The sequence below is a fragment of the Pseudaminobacter salicylatoxidans genome (genome assembly GCF_003148475.1).
Lineage (GTDB): Bacteria > Pseudomonadota > Alphaproteobacteria > Rhizobiales > Rhizobiaceae > Pseudaminobacter > Pseudaminobacter salicylatoxidans.
Genome location: NZ_QGGG01000005.1, coordinates 236,113 through 257,724, shown reverse-complemented (window position 1 = coordinate 257,724; position 21,612 = coordinate 236,113). Strand labels below are relative to the sequence as shown.

18 protein-coding genes and 2 riboswitches are annotated in these 21,612 nt (G+C 63.0%); of the genes, 4 read left to right on the top strand and 14 right to left on the bottom strand.

Translation table 11 applies throughout. The features are described from left to right. Positions 1-3 precede the first annotated feature (3 nt). The 3 genes from C7441_RS09495 to C7441_RS09485 all read right to left on the bottom strand — a co-directional run bounded on the left by C7441_RS09495 (position 4) and on the right by C7441_RS09485 (position 4,818). Positions 4-1,839 carry an SLC13 family permease gene (locus tag C7441_RS09495; protein ID WP_109612654.1) on the bottom strand — a complete coding sequence of 612 codons (1,836 nt, stop codon included), beginning with the start codon at positions 1,837-1,839 and terminating at the stop codon, positions 4-6. 173 nt (positions 1,840-2,012) lie between these two features. Continuing rightward, positions 2,013-3,215 carry a M20/M25/M40 family metallo-hydrolase gene (locus C7441_RS09490; RefSeq protein ID WP_109612653.1) on the bottom strand — a complete coding sequence of 401 codons (1,203 nt, stop codon included), beginning with the start codon at positions 3,213-3,215 and terminating at the stop codon, positions 2,013-2,015. A gap of 52 nt (positions 3,216-3,267) precedes the next feature. Continuing rightward, on the bottom strand, positions 3,268-4,818 hold the full coding sequence (locus tag C7441_RS09485) for an AbgT family transporter (RefSeq protein WP_109612652.1): 1,551 nt from the start codon (positions 4,816-4,818) through the stop codon (positions 3,268-3,270). A 461-nt stretch (positions 4,819-5,279) separates the two neighbouring features. Here C7441_RS09485 and C7441_RS09480 point away from each other — a divergent pair, with 461 nt between their 5' ends. Continuing rightward, positions 5,280-7,007 (top strand): hypothetical protein, encoded by a 1,728-nt coding sequence (locus tag C7441_RS09480; protein WP_109612651.1) that lies wholly within the window; start codon positions 5,280-5,282, stop codon positions 7,005-7,007. A gap of 507 nt (positions 7,008-7,514) precedes the next feature. On the opposite strand, the gene C7441_RS09475 is transcribed toward C7441_RS09480, so the two are convergent. The 11 genes from C7441_RS09475 to C7441_RS09425 form a co-directional block, all read right to left on the bottom strand. Then, positions 7,515-8,372 carry a sigma-70 family RNA polymerase sigma factor gene (locus C7441_RS09475; protein WP_109612650.1) on the bottom strand — a complete coding sequence of 286 codons (858 nt, stop codon included), beginning with the start codon at positions 8,370-8,372 and terminating at the stop codon, positions 7,515-7,517. Beyond that, a complete protein-coding gene (locus C7441_RS09470; RefSeq protein WP_109612649.1) occupies positions 8,362-8,826 on the bottom strand; it encodes a carboxymuconolactone decarboxylase family protein in 465 nt (154 codons plus the stop codon). The genes C7441_RS09475 and C7441_RS09470 overlap by 11 nt, the downstream gene beginning before the upstream one ends. Positions 8,827-8,985: 159 nt before the next feature. Further along, positions 8,986-9,285: an I78 family peptidase inhibitor gene (locus C7441_RS09465; RefSeq protein WP_109612715.1), complete on the bottom strand. Its 300-nt coding sequence runs from the start codon at positions 9,283-9,285 to the stop codon at positions 8,986-8,988. Positions 9,286-9,367: 82 nt separating this feature from the next. After that, positions 9,368-10,351, bottom strand: a complete 984-nt coding sequence (locus tag C7441_RS09460) for a HesA/MoeB/ThiF family protein (RefSeq protein WP_109612648.1) — start codon at positions 10,349-10,351, stop codon at positions 9,368-9,370. After that, complete coding sequence (locus C7441_RS09455) at positions 10,348-10,959, bottom strand: thiamine phosphate synthase (protein ID WP_210205622.1); 612 nt, start codon at positions 10,957-10,959, stop codon at positions 10,348-10,350. The genes C7441_RS09460 and C7441_RS09455 overlap by 4 nt, the downstream gene beginning before the upstream one ends. Then, entirely contained in the window at positions 10,956-11,726 is a 771-nt protein-coding gene (locus C7441_RS09450) for a thiazole synthase (RefSeq protein WP_109612646.1), read from the bottom strand. The genes C7441_RS09455 and C7441_RS09450 overlap by 4 nt, the downstream gene beginning before the upstream one ends. 1 nt (position 11,727) lies before the next feature. After that, positions 11,728-11,925, bottom strand: coding sequence for a sulfur carrier protein ThiS (thiS, locus tag C7441_RS09445; RefSeq protein ID WP_109612645.1), 198 nt, complete (start codon positions 11,923-11,925; stop codon positions 11,728-11,730). Positions 11,926-11,940: 15 nt separating this feature from the next. After that, on the bottom strand, positions 11,941-12,903 hold the full coding sequence (locus C7441_RS09440; RefSeq protein WP_109612714.1) for an FAD-dependent oxidoreductase: 963 nt from the start codon (positions 12,901-12,903) through the stop codon (positions 11,941-11,943). Positions 12,904-13,111: 208 nt separating this feature from the next. Beyond that, positions 13,112-13,213: riboswitch (TPP riboswitch) on the bottom strand. A 163-nt stretch (positions 13,214-13,376) separates the two neighbouring features. Further along, the gene (locus C7441_RS09435; RefSeq protein ID WP_109612713.1) at positions 13,377-14,603 is read right to left on the bottom strand and encodes an aromatic ring-hydroxylating oxygenase subunit alpha; all 1,227 of its coding nucleotides are present in this window, start codon (positions 14,601-14,603) and stop codon (positions 13,377-13,379) included. A 141-nt stretch (positions 14,604-14,744) separates the two neighbouring features. After that, complete coding sequence (locus C7441_RS09430; RefSeq protein ID WP_146201442.1) at positions 14,745-14,957, bottom strand: hypothetical protein; 213 nt, start codon at positions 14,955-14,957, stop codon at positions 14,745-14,747. Between the two features lie 209 nt (positions 14,958-15,166). Next, positions 15,167-15,340: riboswitch (cobalamin riboswitch) on the bottom strand. Positions 15,341-15,480: 140 nt separating this feature from the next. After that, a complete protein-coding gene (locus C7441_RS09425) occupies positions 15,481-16,596 on the bottom strand; it encodes an anhydro-N-acetylmuramic acid kinase (protein WP_109612712.1) in 1,116 nt (371 codons plus the stop codon). A gap of 833 nt (positions 16,597-17,429) precedes the next feature. Here C7441_RS09425 and repA point away from each other — a divergent pair. The 3 genes from repA (at position 17,430) to repC (ending at position 21,429) form a co-directional block, all read left to right on the top strand. Continuing rightward, on the top strand, positions 17,430-18,671 hold the full coding sequence (repA, locus tag C7441_RS09420; RefSeq protein ID WP_051131359.1) for a plasmid partitioning protein RepA: 1,242 nt from the start codon (positions 17,430-17,432) through the stop codon (positions 18,669-18,671). Positions 18,672-18,682: 11 nt separating this feature from the next. Continuing rightward, positions 18,683-19,726, top strand: coding sequence for a plasmid partitioning protein RepB (gene repB / locus C7441_RS09415; RefSeq protein ID WP_109612643.1), 1,044 nt, complete (start codon positions 18,683-18,685; stop codon positions 19,724-19,726). A 221-nt stretch (positions 19,727-19,947) separates the two neighbouring features. Next, positions 19,948-21,429 (top strand): plasmid replication protein RepC, encoded by a 1,482-nt coding sequence (repC, locus tag C7441_RS09410; protein WP_244916098.1) that lies wholly within the window; start codon positions 19,948-19,950, stop codon positions 21,427-21,429. The last annotated feature ends 183 nt before the right edge of the window (positions 21,430-21,612 follow it).

The following is a 21,612-nucleotide window of genomic DNA, read 5'->3' as shown; positions in this document are numbered from 1 at the left end:
CTGTCAGAAACGCCAGATCAACGGCACGATGAAAACCGATACAACGAAGAACCAGATCAGCAGCGGCAGTCCGAGCTTCCAGTAGTCGCTGAAGGCATAGCCACCAGGCCCCATCACCATCAGGTTCGTCGGTGTGGCGATGGGGGTCAGGAACGCGCCAGCGGCCGCTACCGCCGTGCTCATGAGTACGGGACGCGGCGAGATGCCCATCGTCGTTGCCGCTGCCACGCCGATCGGAATGACGATCAGCGCTGTCGCCGTATTGCTGATGAGCTGTCCCATGATGGCGGTAAGCAGGAACAGTCCCGCCAGCAGCGCCATCGGACCAGCGTCTCCAACCATGTAGACGAGGTATTCGGCCATCAGCCTGGCCGCCCCGGTCTCCATCATGGCCGTGGACAGCGGCATCATCGCGCCGACCAGGATTACCGTCGTCCAGCTGATCGCACGATAGGATTGCTCGACATTCATGATTCCCGACAGGATGATCGCGGCGGCAGCCAGCAGGCCGGCCACGGCGGGCGGGACGATGCCGGTGGCGAGCAAGAAGACCATGGCGAGCAGGATGACGATCGCCTGCCGGGCGCCGGGGCCCATCGGCACCGCCTGGCGACGCACCAGTTCGGGCGAGCTGACGACCAGCACGTCCGGATCGTCCAGGTGGATATCCAGCGCCTTCCATGTGCCTTGCAGCAGCATGGTATCTCCCGCCTGCAACGTGATGCCCCCGGCATCCCCGGCGGCACTGGCGGCGGCGATCTCGGCACCGCCGCGCTGGACGGCCAGGATGATCAGGTCACCACTGTCGGTAACCATGCTCGGAAAGACCTTTTGGCCGATCAGGCCCGAACGCGGTGGGATAACGACCTCGGCGAGGCCGGAATGACGGTTGAACAATGTCTCCTCGCCCTGCCCGGGCTCTGCCTGCTCGCGAAATGCGAGATGCATCGTGGCGGCCAATGAAGCGGTTGTTTCGGCATCGCCGCGCAGCAGCAGGTGGTCGCCTTCCGCCAACAGGGGCCGGCGGATCGGGCCCGCCGTTTCGCCGTCCTGCACGGCCACGAGCTGCAGGCCCGGATATTCGGCCAGGCTGATCGACGATGCCGCCAGACCGACATAGGGCGACGTCGCACGGATACGCAGCTGGTAGATGCCGCCGGCTAGGCCGTACTGCTCAACCAACGTCTTGGCATGGCGGCTGAAATCGGCCGGCATCGTTGCGCCGTTGCGCTCGGGCAGGAGCTGCCTTCCGAAGAGGACAATGATGGCCATCGTACCGGCAAGCAGCGGCACACCGACCAGCGCGAACTCGAAGAATCCGAAGGCGCCGACACCTGCATCGCTGGCGGCTTCCGACACCAGCACGTTTACCGGCGTTCCGGTCAGGGCCAGCATGGAGCCGGCATGCGCGGCAAAGACCAGCGGCATCAGGAGCTGCGATGAGTTGCGCTTGAGCCGGACCGCGATGACGACCACCACAGGCAGCAATGCCGCAACCGCGCCGTTGACGCTGATCAGCGCTGTGAGCAGCGAAACAAGGAGCATGGTCAGCAACAAAAGCCGCGTCCGGCTTTCTTCCCCCGCCCCGCGGATTAGCAACTGGCCGGCCCAGGCGGTTACCCCTGTGACCTCGAGCCCGGAACTGACGACGAACAGCGAGGCGATGAAGATGACGGCTGGGTCGCCGAAGCCGCCGAGCGACTGGTCAAGCGTCAGGACGCCCGTGGCCCAGAGCGCCAGAGCGACGCCCATCGCCACGAGGACGACCGGAAACCTGTTCCAGACGAACAGCACGACGGCAACGGCAATGATGGTGGCGGTATAGGCTATGGGGCTCAATCGCTCAGTTCCTCATCGGGTCATCACACGGCCGTCGATTCCCTCTGATGCAGGTCCCTGTCGCAGCGCCGGCACCTCCGAGCTTTTTTCGGTCACCTGAGAGTTCATCAGCGGCGTCAGGCAAGCCGCCATGACGGCTGGAGCGGAGGTCGCATGCGCGACCCCTCGATCTGTCAGTCTTCGAGTGTCGCCATCAGCACCCCGATACGACATCCTTTCTCAAACTCCGGAAGGTTCACATATTCCTTGATGGTGTGGATCTCGGCCTGGCCGGCACCGATGGTGATTGTCGGGATGCCATGTTTGTCGAGCCAGTTGGCATCCAGACCGCCATTGGAAAACAGCAGGTTCGGCTCGATGCCCAGCGCCTTGAGCGCTCTGGTGGCACGCCCTACAACGGCGCTGTCTTCGTCCAGCCTGAAGGGCGGATAAGACGTCGCGTAGCTGAAACTCACTTCGGCCGTGTCGCCTTCGTGATCGACAACGGCAGCCTTGGCCTTGCCGAAGGCCTCCTTGTAGCCTTCGGCGATCTGCTTTGCGAAGGCGGCTTCAGGGCTGCGCGCCTCGCCCCTGATGAAGGCATAGTCGGTGACGACATTGGTGGCATCGCCGGCCGGCTTGCCGTCTTTTCCGCCGAATATGCCGACATTGCTGGTGCCGCGGCCATCGTCCTTGACGACCTTGCCGAACCAGCCCGCGCGCTTTGCCTCGACAAGCCCCATGGCGCCAACCATCGTCGCCGAGATACCCTTGTCGGGCGCAACACCGGCATGCGACGCGCGGCCCCTGATCTCGACTTCCCAGTTTTCCTGCCCGACCGCGCCGATGATCAGGTCCGAGGCGGACTGGCCATCCACATTGATGCACATGACAGGCCCGCCAAGTTCAGCCAGATTCAACTCGCGGGCGCCATGCAGGCCGCTTTCTTCGCGGACGGTGAACAACAGGGTGATCGGCGGATGCGGAAGCTTGTGCTTGATCAGCGTCTCGGCAACGACGACGAGAACCGCGACGCCGGTGCGGGCATCGCCGCCAAGGGCGGTGGTGCCGTCCGAAACGATACGATCACCCTCGCGCCGCGGTCTGGCTCCGGCGCAGAGCGGCACCGTATCGAGATGGGTCGAGAACAGGAGGCGCGGTCCCGGCCGCGTGCCGGGGATGTCAACAATGAGATTGCCGGTCTCGGTCGGCAGCGGAATGCGCTTGTTGGCGTCATCGAAGCGAATTGCAGAAGCCGGCACTCCGACCTTTTGCAGGGCGTCGCTGACCGCCGCCGCGATATTGGCTTCATGGCCGGTCACGCCTTCGACCGAAAGGAACCGCATCAGATGCTCTTCGGCGGCAGCGACATCGAGATGTTGCGAAGTGTTGCTCATGACCTCATCCGATCGTTTGATTGTTGCTTGGTTTCGGGCTAGCCGGCGATCGTCACAGCCCCCATGGCAGACCGAGGGCCTTCCAGACGGCGAACAAGGCGGTCCACAGCACGAATATCCACACCACGTAGGGCAGCATCAGCGAGACCAGCGTGCCGACGCCGGCCGATTTGTCGTATTTCTGCGCAAAGCCGACGACGAGTGCGAAATAGGCATTGAGCGGGGTGATCGCGTTCATCGGCGAATCGCCCACGCGATAGGCCGCCAGCACGGCTTCGGGCTCCACGCCCAGCTTCATCAGCAAGGGCACGAACACCGGCGCGAAGATCGCCCATTTGGCGATCGCGCCCGTCAGCAGCAGGTCGATGATGGCGACGACGACGATGAAGCCGATCAGCAAGGGCAGCGGGCCGACATTGGCCGACTGCAGGACACCCGACAGGCTGAGCGCCATCACCGTGCCGATGTTGGTGTAGGTGAAGTAGGCGACGAACTGACTGAGAACGAAGAAGAGGAAGATGGTGTTGCCCATGTTCCGGATCGATTTCTCGATCGCTGCGATCACGTCGCTCAGGGTGCGCACGGTACCGGCGCCGATGCCGTATGCCCAGCCGGTGACCAGGAACATCAGCATGATCAGCGCGATGAGACCGTTCATGAACGGCGAGTTGCCGATGAGTTCGCCCGTGTCGGGATTGCGCAGCGGCCCCCACGACGGAAGTGTCAGCAGGCAGAATACAACGACCAGCCCGATCAGGCCGAACAGGGCGAATCTCAGCCCGCGCGTCTCGGTGTCGGAGAGCGTGGTCCCCGGCCCGGTGGTGGTGCCCTCGGCGGCCAGTTTCGGATCATAGGCGCCCAGGCGCGGCTCGATCATGCGATCGGTGATGAACGCGATGATCACCGTCAGAAACAGCACCGATACGGCGGAAAACCAGATGTTCGACGCCAGTCCGATCGACCTGTTGGGGTCGACGAGCGCGGCGGCGTCATTGGTGAATTCGACCAGCACGGCGTCGAGCGGCTTTATCAGCATATTGACCGTGAAGGCGCCGGCCACGGCGGCGAAGCCGAGGGCGAGGCCGGCGAGCGGATGGCGCCCGACCGCCATGTAAGCGACGCCGGCGAGCGGGATCAGCACCAGATAGCCCGCATCTGCGGCAACGCTGGCGATGATGCCGACGAAGGACAGGATGTAGGTCAGTGCCCAGCGTGGCGACACATGCACCAGCTTGTGGATGAGCGCGGTGACCAGTCCCGATTCCTCGGCCACGCCGGCGCCGATCATGGCGGCGATCATGAGGCCGACGGCGGTGAAGCTCATGAAATTCGGGACGAACGATTCATACATGAAGCGGATGCCATCGGCGTCCAGCAGGCTTCGGATGGACGCGCTTGCCTGTTCGATCGCATGCGTTTCGGGATTGATGCGCTCGAAGGTGACCGTCGCGCCGAACGCTCCCAGCAACGCCGACAGAACGATGACGATGGCAATGAGGATGAGGAAGATGACGACCGGGTGAGGGACCATGTTCCCGACGCGCTCGATCCCGTCGAGAAACCTTTGCATCGTCGTTTTTGGCGCGGCATTCGAGGTGGACATGACTTGCCTCCCTTGCGTCGAAGCTTTGCGCGCACGTCATGAAAATCCCGGCGGATCTGAAATATCCCGGACAAAATCCTGCGCGGACAACAATTCAATGAATCGCACGCTTTTCGGGCGGCGATGAGTAAAGCGCTATGTTTTCATGTTTTTAGCGCGCCGAAGCGCCAGCGGGATTAGCTTAAAATTCCAAAATTATGCACTCCGTCCTATTTTTCCGGCAAAAGCGCGAGCAGGCTTTGCAGTTCGCTCAAGTGGTGCAAAATAATACGACAGACCGCTCTTATTCCGGCGAACTGTCTCAGGTCGGTTCAGTGCCACTCACCTGCAAGGGCGAAAGGAGCAACCGTGAGCGATCTCATTCTCATTGCCTTCTACACCCGGATGGTTGACCTGAGCGCGCACAAGGAACCCCTATCGCGGCGACAAAGCCCGGCTGGGACCAAACGGATAGCGGCCGCATGAACAGCTACGCCCCCGATGCCCACCCTGTGCTTGCCGCGATGACCGGCCTGGACGACTTCCACCCCCTCAACGCGGCCGAGATGAAAATAGTCGCCAATCTGAGGTCGGGAGCCTTTGAAAGGCTTGGCGACGGCTTGCGCCCGGCCTGGGATGACCCTGCACGAACGGTTCGCGCGGGGCTGTTGCGCTTTCTCATCCTGAGCAATGACAGCTCCTTTCCCATGCATGAGAAGGGGTTGAGCGTCAGCGGCGCCCGGGTCACGGGCATCCTCGACCTCGAAGGCTGCCGCATACCCCGCGACATCCGTCTCAAGGACTGCTTGTTCGACTCCTCCCCCGTGCTCCGTTCAGCCATCATCGACAATTTGTTTCTCGATGGCTCTGCTTTGCCGGGCTTGCAAGCCGACAGGATCGAAGCACGCGGCGGTCTTTCCGTCCGCGGAGCGACCGTGACCGGCGAAATCCGGCTTTCCGGGGCGCGACTGGGCGGGAATATCGAGGCGGATGGCGCAACGATTACCGCGCCGGACGGCATTGCGATCACTGCCGATGGCCTGGAGGCCAATGGCGGCATCCTGTTGCGGGGCGCCGAAATACGCGGTGGCGTCAATCTCTCGGCGGCGCGCCTCGGCGCCGACGTCAATGCAGTTGGTGCGCGGATCGAGCGTCCCGGCGGTGTTGCCCTGGACAGCGATGGCATCGCGGCGCGCGGCGACCTGGCCCTGAGGGGGGCCACCGTGGAGGGTGAGATCCGAATGCGGGGCGCGCATTTCGGTGGGGACGTCGACCTCACATCGGCAACGCTTTCCGAGCCCGGCAGCTATGCGCTGAGGCTTAATCGCTCGCGTATCATCGGCGCCTTTCTCCTGTGCCGGGGGGCGTCGGTCAGAGGCACGCTCGATCTGACGGCCACGGAAATCGGCGCGATAGACGACGAACGAGCCTGCTGGCCACAGAAAGGTGACCTCCTGCTCAACCGATGCCGATACGGGGCCTTCATCGGCGGGCCGGTCGATGCGGCAAGCCGGCTGGACTGGCTGTCTCGCCAGGTGCCCGAGCGCTGGGAAGAAGATTTCTGGCCGCAGCCTTACGAGCAGCTTTCGACCGTGCTGCACGAGATGGGCCACAACGAGGATGCCCGCGCCGTTCTCATCACCAAGGAAAGGCTGCAGCGGCGCGCAAGGCGCGCACGGGCGAAGAACCTCGTCCTACGGTTTGCCCTGGCACTCGCGGACGGCATCCTGGCAGTGACCCTCCGCTATGGCCGCCAGCCCCTCCTGGCGCTGATCTGGCTGGCGCTGTTCTGGGGCATCGGCGTTGCTGTGTTCGGCTTCGCCCAGTATAGCAGCGCGCTGAAGCCCAACAGCCCCGTCGTCCTGCGATCGCCTGAATGGACGATGTGCAGGCTCGAACAGAGCGAAAACCGCTACATGCCTTCGATCGGGCAGGTCATGGCCGGGCGCGCGCTGGCCGGGCAGACCCAGCTCTCCTGTTTCCTGAACCAGCTTGAAGCTTCGAGCTATCCCGAATTCAATCCGTGGATGTACTCCCTCGATGCACTCTTACCGGTTATCGAGATTGGCCAGAAGCAATATTGGCGACCCGACCCGTCCAAGCCCAACGGGACGCTTACCTTGAATTACTACTACTTCCAGGCGGTTATAGGCTGGACCTTGAGCCTGTTGGCGGTCGCAGGGTTCTCAGGCCTCGTGAAATCGAGATAGCCAGTGCAGCCGATCTTCATCTTCACCGGATCCGCACCGCATGACCGTCGCGGCGCGCAATTGCAGGCCGCTTGGCGGGCAATTGCGCCCATTCGCTCGCAAACGGGCTGGAACTCGCTCATATCATAGGCTGGATCGGCCTGTTGACGACTGCCGGCGGCGCAGTGATGGCCCTGGACAGAACGACGTGAAGCGCTTGTTGCTTACTCGACCATGAGCCATCTCGGCTGTGCGCGCACTTGTCATGGCTGATTTACCGAAGCGCTACAGCCGCACGAAAACCGCGCATTGTTGCCCACCTCTGCCGTTTCTACCAGTCCGCTCTCACGCCAATCGTCATGCCGAGGAATCCTGGACATCGAGCCAGCCGCATGCCTGGCGCAGGCTCGATACAGGGATTGGCCAGACCTACCCCCCTCTGAGTGTTCTATTATCCTGTCGTGATCTGCGTGACGGCTATCTGAACGGGGAAGATAAGGCCCGGACAATTGCGCCCGGTCTGTCAGCTCAATGGAGCCCCAAACCAACCAGCTTGTCCGGATTCCGGGTAATGTAGATGACGGCGATGCGGCCGTCGACGATCTCCAGCGCCGTGGTCTGGGGCGGACCGTCGATGCGGCTGATAAATCCCGGAAGTCCATCGATGGTGACAGGCTCCAGATATTCCATTTGCGCACCGTGTTTGCGGGAAAGACTTTGGAAGAGACGGATAAGCCGACCGCGTCCCTGAATGACATTGGGGAAGGAAAATACCTTGCCGCCACCATCCGAGCGCAGGTTGGCGCCTTCGGCGAGCAGGATGGAGAGCGTGCTCGCATCTCCTGACCGGCATGCGTCAAAAAAGGCGCGTGTAAGTGCCCTGGCCGCGTCTCTGGGAACGGTATAGCGCGGCTGATCAAGGCGTACATGAGCCCGGGCGCGACTGGCGAGTTGCCTCGTGGCAGCGGAGGTTCGGTCAATAGTCCTGGCAACTTCGTCCAAAGGCTGACCGAAGACATCGTGCAGCAGGAAGGTGACCCGCTCGAGGGGCGACAAACGCTCCAGGGCCAACATCAGGGTCAGCGTGAGATTATCCTGCCGAAGGGTGTCGTCGTCTTCTTCGATCAGCGGTTCGGGCAGCCAGGTCCCGGGATAGGTTTCACGCCTTGCCCGCGCCGATTTCATCTGGTCGAGGCAAAGGCGCGAGGTCACGCGCGTGAGCCAGGCAGCGGGTTCTGTAATCTCGTAGTGATCGGCGGACTGCCAGCGCAGCCAAACTTCCTGCACCACGTCCTCCGCCTCGACCCGCGAGCCAAGCATCCGATAGCCAAGGCGCAGCAAACGGGGCCGCTGCGCCTCGAAGATCGTGACAGGATCAGGCGGCATTGGCCTGCCGCGGGGCTGGAAGCGTGGTGGGATGAGGTGCCCGAAAGCCAACCTGCACCCGGTTCCAGATATTGATGGCGCCGATGGCAAGCGACAACCAGGCCCGTTCGTCGGGCGTGAACGCCTCCTCCACCAGCACCCAGTCCGCATCCGGCGCACCGGTTTCGGCAACGCGTGTAAGCGCTTCGGTCCAGGCCAGCGCGGCCCGCTCGCGTTCCGAATACAGTGTGCTTTCGCGCCAGGCCGGCAGCATGTGAAGCCGCAGGGGTGTTTCGCCGTCCACCAGTGCCTCGGCGGTATGCATCTGAATGCAATAGGCACAGGCATTGATCTGCGAAGCCCTGAGCTTCACCAAATGCAGAAGCTGCGGCTCAATGGGGCTGGCCTTGATTGCGGCTTCCAAGGCAAAGAGCTGCTTGAACCCGGCATCGGCGCGCTTGATGTAATCGGTCATTCGAGGTGTCACTGCTTTCTCCTTTTCACATTGACACCTGCTTGACGATACGGCGTCATCAAATGTGACGTCACCCATCATTTTTTTAGGCAAGGTCGTTCGCGCAAACCGGCAACCAGCCCGCGAAGATCACGTTCTGGCGGCCAAGCAGCCGCTGGACTATCCGCATACCGCGCGGACGATCTTGCCTGTGTTCGGGTCCGTTTCGATCGTCACACGCTCCTGCCGGAAATCCATGGTGACGGGGTCGCCCGGCTTGACCTGGCGCACCATCGTTGCTCCCGTCAGACGCCTGGCTTCATCATCGGTGATCCGCTCCCTGCCGGCGAGGGCCTCCGCCGCCTGCCGGTCACAAAGGCCCGGCTTCGGGCCGGCGGCATCGGCATCGCTCTGGCACCCGGCGGCCGCGAGCAGAAGAAATGTCCCGGCAAACCCGGCAGCGTAACGCGTTGTAATCAAGGTCGTAATCCTCTCCAAATGGAAAGCCGCATGCCAAGCAGATCAATGCGGCGGCACCGAGGCTGAAGACGCGTGACGCCGCCTAGCGACCCTGATCCTCGCCGGCTGCAATCAACGCGATCGGACCTGCCCAGGTCGGCCGCAGCGCTTCGGCGGCCCGCCAGGCGCGAAGTCCCGAGCGGCAGCATAGCACCACGCGGGGCCCGTGTGGCAGCCGAGTGGAACAGCCAGGAAAATCGTCCACGCTCAAGCGCAGGGCATCGGCCCGCAGGCTTCGCGGCGCTTCCTCGATCGGCCTCAGTTCAACGAGAATATCCGTCGCCAGCAACTCCTGCCTGCCGATGAACGGAAACGGGATTTCGGCTGGCTCCTGCGCCTTGTCGAAGCGAAAGGAACGAAAGCCGAAGGTTTCCATGTCGATGGAGACCAGTTGTCCCAGCGGGGAAGGTTCGATACCCGCCAATATGGCAATGGCCATTTGTGCCTCCATGGCGCCAAGCGTGCCAACAAGAGGCCCCAGAACGCCGGCCGTGGCGCAGGTTGCAGTGGTTTTCGGCAGACCTGGAAACAGGGCGCGCACCGAAGGGGCCGGGCCGCAGAAGCCACCCGCATAACCGCTCAACCCCAATGCGGATGCCGAAACCAGCGGCTTTGCAAGCGCCTTGCAACTATCGGAGAGGGTATAGGTGACAGCGAAGGAATCCGCGCAATCGAGCGCCAGGTCGACCCGTGACATCAGGGCGGCGGCGAGCGTCGGGTCGAGTGCGGCGGCGATTGCGGTGACTTCGACATCCGGATTGAGATCGACAAGGCGCGACCTGGCGGCCTCGACTTTCAGCCGTCCGATGTCGCCTTCGGTGAAAAGCGGCTGCCGGTGCAGATTGCCGCGCTCCACCTTGTCGGGATCGACCAGCGTGATCCGGCCAACGCCCCCGCCGACCAGATATTGCAGGGCAGGACAGCCCAGCCCTCCGGCCCCGACGACCAGAATATGGGACTTGCGCAACCTCTCCTGCCGCTCGCGGCCCATCTGCGGGAGGATTTCCTGGCGTGCATAGCGGCTCATCGCGCAAATTCCCGCGTTGCCGTGAGCCATTCCCGAACGCGTTCGGCGGGATTCCGGTTGAGCGTGATGTCAGTCACCACCGAAACGATATCGGCGCCGGCCTCAAAGACGCCCGGCGCGCGCTCCACGCTCATGCCACCGATTCCAACGAGCGGAATGGCGCCGATCTTGCTCTTCCATTCGCCGACACGCGGCAGTCCCTGCTGGTGCCATTTCATTTTCTTAAGGATCGTCGGATAGACGGGACCGAGAGCGATATAGGCGGGATCGACGCGCAGCGCGCGGTCGAGTTCGGCCTCGTCATGGCTGCTCACACCGAGTTTCAACCCACCGGCATGGATGGCGTCGAGATCGGCTTCATCGAGGTCCTCCTGCCCCAGATGGATGAAGTCGCACCCTTCATCCAGCGCCAGCTTCCAGTAGTCATTGACGATAAGCTGGCAGTGGTGGGTGCTGCAGATCTCTCGCGCGGCGCGGATTTGCGCACGTAGAGTCGTTTGCGGCTCATCCTTGATGCGAAGCTGGACGAGCCTGATGCCGAGCGGTACCAGGCGTTCGATCCAGCTCACATGATCGAATATCGGGTAGAACGGGTCGAGAGCCATCACAGCAACGCCTTTCCCAGAAGCGGTGTGGAGGGGACGGCCATGTCCAGCGCGTCTATCGGATCTGCCTCGAAGGCAAGCCGCCCCGCCTCGACCGCCGCCGCGAAGGCGCGCGCCATCGCCACCGGGTCGCCGGCCTTGGCAACCGCGGTGTTGACGAGCACGGCATCATAGCCAAGCTCCATTGCAGCAGCGGCATGGGACGGCACGCCCAGTCCCGCATCAACCACCAGCGTGATGTCGGGGAAATGCGCCCGCATGGTTCTGAGCGCATAGGGATTGTTGAGCCCGCGCCCCGAGCCGATGGGCGCGCCCCATGGCATCAGCACCCTGCATCCGGCCTCGACGAGCTTTTCGGCCACGACGAGATCGTCGTTCATATAGGGAAAGACCTCGAAACCCTCGCTGCAAAGAATACGCGCGGCTTCGACGAGACCAAACGGATCGGGCTGCAGCGTATCGCTGTCGCCGATCACTTCCAGCTTGATCCAGGAGGTCGCGAATACCTCGCGTGCCATGCGCGCGGTGGTGACGGCCTCGCGGGCGCTGTGGCATCCGGCGGTGTTGGGCAGGATGTGCGTGCCGAGTTCCTTCATCAGCGCCCAGAAATCCTGACCCGCGCGCATGTCGCCGCTTTCACGCCGCAGCGAGACCGTCACGATCTCGCATGTCGATGCCCTCACCGCATCGGCGAGAATAGCGGGGGAGGGATAGCGCGCCGTGCCGAGCAACAGGCGGCTGCCGAAGCGCTTGCCATAAAACTCCAGCATGTCAGCCTCCCTGCATCGGGGCGACGATCTCGACCCGGTCGCCCGGTTGAAGCGATACCCCGTCACGCTGGTCCACGGAGACGAACTCGCCATTGAGGGCGGTTGCGACAATGGCGTCGGCAAAATCTATCTCGGCAAGCAGCGACGCGAGATCCGTTGACGCGGTCTCGTGGGATTTGCCGTTGAGGACGATTTTCATGGGGAGACTCCTCCATCAGTTCGGGGTGGACGCGGCCGCAACGGCCATGTGCGCAATCGCCGGCGACAGCAGATAGCCGTGCCGGTAAAGGCCGTTGACGTAGACGGTGTTGCCGCACCGCTGCACCCGCGGCAGATTGTCGGGAAAGGCAGGCCGCGCATCGACGCCGGTCTCGAGGATTTCGGCCTCGCCGAAGGCCGGATGCAGCGCATAGGCCGCGCTCAGAAGTTCCAGGGTAGAGCGCACGCTGATATGTGCGCGCCGGTCGCCCTCGATCATGGTCGCGCCGACCATGTGGACGCCCTCCCCCCGCGGCACGATGTAAAGCGGTATGCGCGGATGCAGGAACCGCACGGGGCGGGAAAGATTGAGATCGCGCGAGCGGATGACCAGCATCTCGCCCCTCACCCCGCGCAAATCCGGCAGACGGTCGCGGGCGGCCAGACCACGGCAATCAATGGTGATGTCCGCATCGAGGGCGACGTCGCCGGCGTCGACGCCGAGCCGGAAGATCGCGCCCTGCTCGCGCAGCTTCTGCGCCAGCTCCACGAGCGCCTTGCGCGGATCAAGATGCCCCTCATCCGCGAAGAACAGTCCTTGCCGGAAGCGGCCTGCGAGATCGGGTTCCAGCTCGTCGATGCGGTCGCCGTCGACGACTTCGGAAGCTTCCGTGCGCCGCGCGAAGCGGTGCAGTTCGGCCATGTCGCGGCCTTGGCAAAGCACGAGCGTGCCCCGACGACGCACGCCGGAAACATGGCGCTCCCACCAGCCGACGGCCTGCTGACCGAGCCGTATGACCTGCTCCCCGGCACTTTCGCCTTCACACCACGGAGCGAGCATTCCGCCCGCATACCAGGAACAGCAGTTCTCGCCGATAGCGGACCCACGGGCAATGAGTGTGACGTCGTGGCCCTGCTCTGCGAATTCGGTGGCGGTTGCGAGGCCCGCCACACCGGCGCCGATGATCGCGACCCGCATCATCGACCTCCAGCAGGATCGACACGAACGGCGTTGCCGTCAGCGCCTGCAATGAGGACGCTGATCGGGATGAAGGAGGCTTGCAAGGTCGTCTGGAAGACAGGCGTTTCTTCGTTCATCGTACCGTTTCTCATTCCAGGCGGAATTCGAAACGTCATGAACGCTATACGGAGACTTCTGCTCCGGCAGGGAAACTGCCCTGGTTCGCGACATGCCAAACTCCGTTCCCTACGCAGGTATTACCCGGATCAGGTTCAATGGGTTGGCACGGATCGCACCTCTCAGCCTTACGGCACCCCAACGAATTTTGCTTCGCTAGGCATAGGCCGGAATGGCGGAAGGATCAAGAGCAACGGAAAAAGCGTGATGGGAATGCTGCTGCGACCGGAGGTTTTCCGGGCTCGCGCGACCATGCCGGCACGCGATGCCGGCATGGTGCTTTGGAGGTTCGGGAGCGTGGCGGTCCCTTTACGTCAAGGCCGGCTGATTTCGTCGAGATACCAGCCTATATAGCGCAGCTCATTATACTCCATCGGAGCGATCGGACCCGGCTCGAAGAAGCGGGAGGCGACACCGCGCGCGGTGTGCTCGATGATCTTCTTGTCTTCCTCGGTGGTAACCTTCCACAGCCAGGTCAGCTTCTCCAGATCGTAGTCGCGGCCCTCCTCGGCGTCGCCGCGCACCAGCCAGATCAGCTCCATTTCGCATGTATCCACCGTCTTGGGGATGAAGCGATAGATCATGCCGTGGTCCGGATAGCAGACGAAGAAGCTCGTGCCGCCGAGATGGATGGAGGTGACACCGCCATCATAGTCGGTGAAGCGGCCCATCAGCGGCGCCACCGGCTTGCCGTCCTCGCTGCCGGTCGAGACGCCGTCATAGAGCGCGTAGCGGAATGTGTGGATCGCCTCCTGCCCGTTGATGGAGGTCTGCCAATGATTGCCGCTGCCGATCTCCACGCCCAGCGCGCAGGTGCGCCCTTCCATCGCCTGGTTGAGCTTCTCGATCATTTCCGGCGGTTGCTCGAGCGCATGGGTCTGCGAATATTCGGGATGCGCAGGGCCGCAATGATAGCATTCGACATAGTTCTCGACCGCCAGCTTCCAGTTGGCATCGACGGCGTAGGTCTGGCGGTACGCCACTTTCGCCTCGCCCCAGCCATACTGGCCGCAACTGGTGCGCAGCGACTGCTCGATCGGGTCGAAATCGAGCGGATTTTCGGCGAATGTGATGAAGACCAGCCCCGAGGCGACACGCACATGCAGCTTTTTCAGCCCATGTGCCGAACGGTCGAAATCCTTCGGCATCAGGCGTGCGGCGCGCAAGCTGCCGTCATTGGAATAGGTCCAGGCGTGATAGGGGCAGACGAAGAATTTTGCGTTGCCCTTGGGCTTGGTGCAGACCTCCGCGCCGCGATGGCGGCATACATTGAGCATGGCATGGACGCTTCCATCCATGCCGCGCGACAGAATGATCGCCTCGTTCTCGATCCTGAACAGTTCGAAATCGCCCGGATTGGGAATGACGCTTTCATGCGCGAGACAGTGCCAGTGACGCCTGAAAAGACGCTCCATGTCGCGCTCATAAATGGCAGGATCGCTGTAGAACGCCCGCGTCAGGCCGTGTCCCGGCTGGTGGGCCGCCACGAGTGCATCGATCGGATCGTTACTGGCATAGTTCTGAATGGAAATTACACCCATGGCGGCATCCTGTCTGGCTTGGGTTGGGAAGAATGAAGGCGGTGCCGGCAGCATCCGGCTTGCGGGCGAATGTCACAGGGGCGCTGGCCCGCCTGCGCGGGCTTCTCACGAAGATTGCGGATGCGCTGGTCATCGTGCGCCTCAATAGGCTGGAAGCCGGGAAGGGCCGGCACTGCCAGCCAGCGCAGACAGCAGCATGCGCAGGCGGCGGACGTCCGGATGAAGCGGCGCACGGCGGTCGATCAGCCCGATCTGATTGCGCGCGGCCGCCGCAAGATCGGCGCCGACCGGAACCGACATCAGCCAGTCGATGAATATTTCCGCGGGCGGCGGCAGCGGCGAGACGGAAGCCATGACGCGCGGACCGGGCCGACACCGCGTCCCGTCGGCGGATGGGCAACCGGCGGCCGCACCTGCCCGCTGCACCGGGATCGGAGGATTGCCCGTATCCATGTCCTGTCCTCGCCTTGCACAAGGACTGAACTGGTGGTGATGGAGGTTTAGCGGGCGGGCAAGCGATCTTGCCCTCAGCGCTGCCTCTTGACCGCCCACCGCGATCAGTCGGTTCGCAATCGTTCGAGGCTGGTTTGCGGACTCTGGAGCCGATCCTGGCGGATCGTCACGACCGCCGTGAATCTGCTCCACCACCGTTGCGGGGGCAGCGCCGGCTTTTTGACCGGCTTCCCAATTCTCCCCTCCGAAACCTTCGGAGCGGCACCTAGAACGGCCACGATCACATCACAGAAGATGCTGGCTCGCGCTCGGGAAAACGACATGCATCCGGCGCAAAGGAGACAGGCAACACTGGTCTTTGCGGGCATCTCGCGCCTCCTCAGCAGTCGCCGCGAAGCCGTATACTTACCCGGCTAAGTATATCCTAGCCGGCGATGCGGCCCCCGGTCATTGGTTCGGGCACGCCGGTCGTGCTGGGGAAGCTGATCGGCAGGGCACGCAACGCGCGCACTGCAAGGAACGCAAAGCATTCCGCTTCCACCGCATCACCCCGCCAGCCGAGCCGGTCGGCCGAAACCGTCTCGACCCGTGCCCGCTCGTCCAGCATCGCCATCAGCGTCGGGTTGCGCCGCCCGCCGCCCGAGACGTAGAGCTTTTCCGGCCGTCGTGGCAGGAGGTCGAGCGCCTTGCCCACACAGGAAGCGCTGAAGGCCGTCAGGAGGGCAGCGCCGTCCGCGTCGCCGAGCCCGTCGGCCATCGCCGCCGTAAAGTCGAACCGGTCGAGCGACTTCGGATAGTCCGCGGTGAGATAGGGATGCCGCAGCAGCTCTTGCAGCCGCGCCTCGTCCACCCTGCCCGCACCCGCAAGCGCGCCGTCGCGGTCCATCTCGCCCAGCCCCCTCGCCCGGACGAAATCATTGATCGGCGCATTCGCCGGACCGGTGTCGAAGGCGACCAGCTCGCCATCGCCGTCCCACCAGGTGACATTGCCGACGCCGCCCAGATTGAGGATGGCGCTGTCGCCACGCGCGCCGGCCTTGCCGAGCAGCGCGGCATGATAGGCCGCCACCAGCGGCGCGCCCTGCCCTCCGGCGCGAACATCGGCGGAGCGGAAGTCATAGACAACCCTCGTGCCGAGAATGGAATGCATCAGCTCGCCATCGCCGAGTTGGCGGGTGTCGCCGAGGCGACCATTGCGCGGTCCGCGATGCAGAACGGTCTGGCCATGGAAGCCGACCACGCCGATTTCGGCCATGGTCATACCCTCTTCTTCCACGACCTTCATGACTGCGGCTGCCTGCGCGCATGTCAGCTCCGCCTCGACCTCGGCGAAGAGGGCGGGTTCCGGCCCGTCGAAGTTCCAGGCGCGCGCGGCCTGCTGGGCTTCCTCAAGCTTGTCGCGGATCGTTGCCGGATAAGGCACGAGCGCGTAGGCACCGAACGTCTCAATGCTTTCGCCATCGGTCTTGAGCAAGGCGACGTCGATATTTCCGTCGAGCACGGTTCCGGTCATCAATCCGACCGCCCAGATGGGTTCCATGTCTACGCTCCGTTGCTGCGCTGCCTTGCCCGTGAAGGCCAGATGGCCAACGCAGATATTTTCGCAGGAAGGCGGCCGCATCTTCCAGCACAAACCGCATGTCGCCGGCATTCATCCCCGGCATTCTGATCATGGCGGGTGATTGCGGCGCCCCTCCCATCTCGACACTTCGGTCAGTTTGGAGCGGCGCCATGGCCTGCCGCCGTTCAAGCGAGCGGCGAAAAGGTTTTGGCGGCTCGCCAGACCCGCTCACGCGAGCGCCTGCGGTGCGGCGTGGCCGGCATGCATCGCCACGCCCTATTCGTTGACAGCTCCCAACCGCGCCCAACGCGCATCCTTGCCGGCCAGACCGCGCCCCGCGCGAACGGCGCAGGCTGATATATGAAGCATCGCGGTCGCAGATATATCTTGACGGCCGCGCCACGGCGGGCGTCAAGTCCGGTCATCCGCCCCGGACCAGCGCGCTGCCAGCCGGCGCCAAACCACCACCTCGTTGATAGCTGCCAACAAACCGCAGGCATCCAAAGTGAATGCGTCAGCAGCCTCGGCCAAATGGTTAATTTCCGTTAACTATAAATGCCTTGACGCGACTCACACGCCTCGGCAAGTTGTTACGGATTTCCAGCGTAATCAAGTACGGCAGCCGTAACCGGATTTCAAAATCGTTATTGCTGCCTTTCTGCGTAAAAACATCGGCTTGCGTAGGTCAGGATTCGACCTTGCAGGCCGAATCGGCGCATGATCCGCGAATTACCCGCTGTTTCGGGCATTTTGCGGCAAAACCGCGCCTCAAGAGCGACCGGACAGAAAGTTAAAAAATGATTGAGGCACACATGCAGGACCAGGCCTGGGGACATTCGGAGAGCGGGGTGGTGTTATCCACCGACCGCGCCATCGCCGCCGACGCGGAGATGCTGTCGGCGCAGCTTCAGGCCATGCGCAGCCGTCTGTTCCAGCCTGAATCGCGCAAGGCGCTACGCAAGTTCACCAGCGGCGAGGCGGCCAAGCTCATCGGCGTTTCCGATGGCTATCTGCGCCAGCTTTCCATCGCCGGCGAGGGGCCGCAGCCCGAGACCGGCCCCGGCGGGCGCCGGCATTATACTTTGGCAGACATCAACGCGCTGCGCCGGCATCTGGCCGATCAGGGTGGCGCCAAGGCGCGCACTTACCTGCCGCGCCGCAATGCCGAACTCGGCGAGCACCTGCAGGTGATTGCCGTTACCAACTTCAAGGGCGGCTCGGGCAAGACCACGACCAGCACGCATCTGGCCCAGCATCTGGCACTGTCGGGTTTTCGCGTGCTGGCGGTTGATCTCGATCCGCAAGCCTCGATGTCGGCGCTGTTCGGCTATCAGCCAGAACTCGACCTTACCGGCAACGACACGCTCTATGGCGCGATCCGCTACGACGACAGCCGGCGGCCGTTGCGCGACATCATCCGCAAGACCTATTTCGACGGCCTCGACCTCGTTCCGGGCAATCTTGAACTGCAGGAATTCGAACACACCACGCCGCATATGCTGTCAGCCCGCCAGAGTGGCGCGGACACCGGCGAAACGCTGTTCTTTGCACGCGTGCAGGCGGCTTTCGCCGAAGTGGCGGACGATTATGACGTGATCGTCGTCGATTGCCCGCCGCAACTCGGCTTCCTGACGCTGTCTGCGCTGTGCGCGGCAACCTCGGTGCTGGTAACGGTGCATCCGCAGATGCTTGACGTCGCCTCCATGAGCCAGTTCCTGTTCATGACTGCCGACCTTCTGGCGGTGGTGCGCGAGGCGGGCGGCGCCCTGAATTTTGATTTCATGCGTTATCTCATCACCCGCTACGAGCCAAATGACGGGCCACAAACGCAGATCGCCGGCTTCCTGCGCTCGCTGTTCGGCGCGCGCGTGCTGACGGCGCCGCTGGTCAAATCCACCGCCTTTTCCGATGCTGGCCTGACCAAGCAGACGCTTTACGAAGTGGCGCGCGAGAACTTTACGCGCAGCACATACGACCGCGCGATGGAATCGTTGACAGCTGTCAACTCCGAGATCGAGGGCCTGATCCTCAAGGCCTGGAACCGGGCAGGGTAAGGGAGGACGACATGTCGGGATTAAACCGCAAGGATCAGCTCAAGGCCCTGTTCGGCATGGATCAGCCGGCACAGCTCGCGCCTGCCTCGCTGCCGCAACCGGCAGCACCCGCACCTTCTTCCGCGCCGCAGCCAGCGCCTGCCCCACGCAGCGCCTCCGGCGCGGTCAAGGCCATGGGATTGTCGCTCGGCGGCCTCTCGCGCGAGCTCGAGGACGCCCGCAAGCTCAAGGAAAGCCTGGAGGCCGGCGAGCGTATCGTCGAGATCGATCCCAAGCTGGTCGATGCCTCCTTCATCACCGACCGGCTGAGCTTCGAGGACAGGCACGACCCCGAATTCGCGGCTCTGGTGGAAAGCATCCGCGCCAGCGGCCAGCAGGTGCCGGTTCTGGTGCGGCCGCATCCAGAAAAGCCGGGCCGCTTCCAGGCCGCCTATGGCCACCGGCGTTTGCGCGCCGTGCTGCGGCTGGAATTGCCGCTGCGCGCCATCGTGCGCAACCTCACCGATGCCGAACTGGTCCTGGCGCAGGGCAAGGAAAACACCGAGCGGCGTAACCTCTCCTTCATCGAGCGGGCGCTGTTTGCGCATGCGCTGATCAGGCATGGCTTCGAGCGCGGCGTGGTGCAGGAGGCGCTGTCGCTACACAAGGCCGACATGACGCGCTACCTGCAGGTGGCCGAAGCGCTGCCGGTGCAGGTCGCCAATGCCATCGGCCCCGCGCCCAAGGCCGGTCGCGCACGCTGGATGGAACTTGCCGAGATGCTGAAGGGTGAAGCCGCCCGAGTGAAGGCCGACGACGAGATCACCAGCCAGCGCTTCAAGGCCGTCGATAGCGACGCACGTTTTGCCATGCTTTTCAACCGGCTGGCGCGCAGGCCGAAACCGCAGCCAGCGACCGAGATTCGTGACGCCGGCGGCAAGGTTTTCGCACGCCTCGGCAACCTCGCCAAAACACCGCGGCTGGAACTGGTTTCGGCCCCGAAAGGATTTGCCGAATTTCTGGGCGAGGAACTGCCGGCATTGCTGGAAAGGTTCGAACAGCAGCGCGGCGAATAGACGTTTTATCCCCCATCCGGCGAATCACACGCATAGTGGGCGTCGCCAAAAACGGGCTGTGAGTGTGCTCAAAGCGTAGAAAAGACTGAGAAAGAAAGGAAACCGGCAAGAAAAAGGCCCCCGAAACGTTACCATTCCGGAAGCCCTCATCAATGTAGCGATTGTGAGAGAATCACTTCCGACCTGAATTGTCAAGGGTTGGGCACGTTCCGACAACGGCTTTGCTTGCCTCGAATCGAGGTGAAGTGATGACTGAGCGTTTTGCAACGACGCCGTTTGGCGGTCGATCGCTTTCGCATGCCTTGTTTACAACCCAGGAGCGGGTGAGACAGGCGCGCAAACAGCTTTCGGCCGGCAACAACGGTGAAAAGTCGGCTGCTGCCGACAAATGGCGGCTCTTGCGGTCGCTGACCGAGGCGAGGGGAGTTTTAGGCCTCTCGGACCGCACCATTGCCGTCCTGGAGGCCCTGCTGAGCTTCCATCCGGCAAGCGAGATCGACGGCTCGAAGCCGCTGATCGTGTTTCCGTCCAATGCTGAGCTTTCCCTGCGCTCGCGCGGCATGGCGCCTGCCACGCTGCGACGGCATCTGGCGGCTCTTGTGGACGCGGGCATGATCCTGCGCCGCGACAGCCCCAACGGCAAGCGCTACGCCTGCCGCGATACGAGAGGTGCGATCGAGACCGCTTTCGGTTTCGATCTTTCGCCGCTGGCCTTGCGCGCGGCCGAGATCGAAGCTCATGCCGCGCGCGCCAGAGCTCAGGCGCGCACCCTGCAGCGCCTGCGCATGGAAGTGACGATCCACCTGCGCGACATTTCCAAAACCGTTCAGGCCGGCCTGCAAGAGGGCAGGGGAGGGGCGTGGGAAAGTTTTGCCGACCAGCTGGAAGAGCTTTCCGGCCGGCTTGCCCGCAATGCCAGCGTCGAAGAACTCACCACACGGCGAAATGCGCTGTCATTGCTGCGTTCAACGGTGGAAAACGCCTATCTCGACAGCCTGACTCTTTCGGAATTGAGCGCCAATGAGTCCGAAAATGAGCGCCACATACAGAAGTCAGATTCAGATTCACCTTTTGATAGAGGCTTGCGAAAAAGCGCGTGTGAAAATCCGAATGGTTCCGGCGACGTAACGACCATGCCGACGCAAGAGATTGCAGCCTGCAACCCTTCCAGTCCTGCAACACCCCGCCAGGGAGCGGCAAGGACCGAAAACGGGGCTTTGCCGATATCGCACCTGCCCTCGCTCCAAAATCTTCTGTCGGCCTGTCCGCAATTTCCGCTTTATGCCCGTGATGGCATCGGGGACTGGCGAGACGTAATGCAAACGGCCGAACTCGTACGTGCCATGCTCGGCATTTCGCCCGACGCCTGGCAACGGGCACGGCGTGCCATGGGCGACCTGAACGCTGGCGTGACGGTGGCGATCCTTCTCGAACGCTCGACCGACATCCGCTCTCCCGGTGCCTATCTGCGCGCCTTGACGGATCAGGCGCTCAAGGGCCGCTATCAGCCTGAACGCCAGCTGGAAGGGCTGAACGGTGCAAGATCGGCCAATAGCGGAACGGGCAAGCCAAAGCGTGATACAGAAACCATCACCTCGGGAAAGGAGACCGAAAAGGGTCATGCGCCTTGGCGGACCGCAACCAACGGACTAACGGGAGCCGCCGGTCTGCCGAGCCACGATCTCACGATTGGAATGCGCTGATGCGAGCAGTTCTTGACTCCGGCACAGAGAATCGCCACCATGCCTGCAACGGCGGCCGGGAAGCACTGGCCATAACGCAACCGAAACAAAGCCGGCAGCGTTCGTTTCGGAAGCGGTTCAAGCCAGATTTCTCCTGCACTTCAGTTGAGTCATCAAAAACCGGTATCGGCAGTGGCGGAACCA

What these genes read in the sequence shown, in the direction of transcription:
- C7441_RS09490 (WP_109612653.1), bottom strand. Translation starts at nt 3,215, where the DNA reads ATGAGCAACACTTCGCAACATCTCGATGTCGCTGCCGCCGAAGAGCAT.
- C7441_RS09485 (WP_109612652.1), bottom strand. Translation starts at nt 4,818, where the DNA reads ATGTCCACCTCGAATGCCGCGCCAAAAACGACGATGCAAAGGTTTCTC.
- C7441_RS09480 (WP_109612651.1), top strand. Translation starts at nt 5,280, where the DNA reads ATGAACAGCTACGCCCCCGATGCCCACCCTGTGCTTGCCGCGATGACC.
- C7441_RS09475 (WP_109612650.1), bottom strand. Translation starts at nt 8,372, where the DNA reads ATGCCGCCTGATCCTGTCACGATCTTCGAGGCGCAGCGGCCCCGTTTG.
- C7441_RS09470 (WP_109612649.1), bottom strand. Translation starts at nt 8,826, where the DNA reads ATGACCGATTACATCAAGCGCGCCGATGCCGGGTTCAAGCAGCTCTTT.
- C7441_RS09460 (WP_109612648.1), bottom strand. Translation starts at nt 10,351, where the DNA reads ATGAGCCGCTATGCACGCCAGGAAATCCTCCCGCAGATGGGCCGCGAG.
- C7441_RS09450 (WP_109612646.1), bottom strand. Translation starts at nt 11,726, where the DNA reads ATGCTGGAGTTTTATGGCAAGCGCTTCGGCAGCCGCCTGTTGCTCGGC.
- thiS (WP_109612645.1), bottom strand. Translation starts at nt 11,925, where the DNA reads ATGAAAATCGTCCTCAACGGCAAATCCCACGAGACCGCGTCAACGGAT.
- C7441_RS09440 (WP_109612714.1), bottom strand. Translation starts at nt 12,903, where the DNA reads ATGCGGGTCGCGATCATCGGCGCCGGTGTGGCGGGCCTCGCAACCGCC.
- C7441_RS09435 (WP_109612713.1), bottom strand. Translation starts at nt 14,603, where the DNA reads ATGGGTGTAATTTCCATTCAGAACTATGCCAGTAACGATCCGATCGAT.
- C7441_RS09430 (WP_146201442.1), bottom strand. Translation starts at nt 14,957, where the DNA reads ATGGCTTCCGTCTCGCCGCTGCCGCCGCCCGCGGAAATATTCATCGAC.
- C7441_RS09425 (WP_109612712.1), bottom strand. Translation starts at nt 16,596, where the DNA reads ATGGAACCCATCTGGGCGGTCGGATTGATGACCGGAACCGTGCTCGAC.
- repA (WP_051131359.1), top strand. Translation starts at nt 17,430, where the DNA reads ATGCAGGACCAGGCCTGGGGACATTCGGAGAGCGGGGTGGTGTTATCC.
- repB (WP_109612643.1), top strand. Translation starts at nt 18,683, where the DNA reads ATGTCGGGATTAAACCGCAAGGATCAGCTCAAGGCCCTGTTCGGCATG.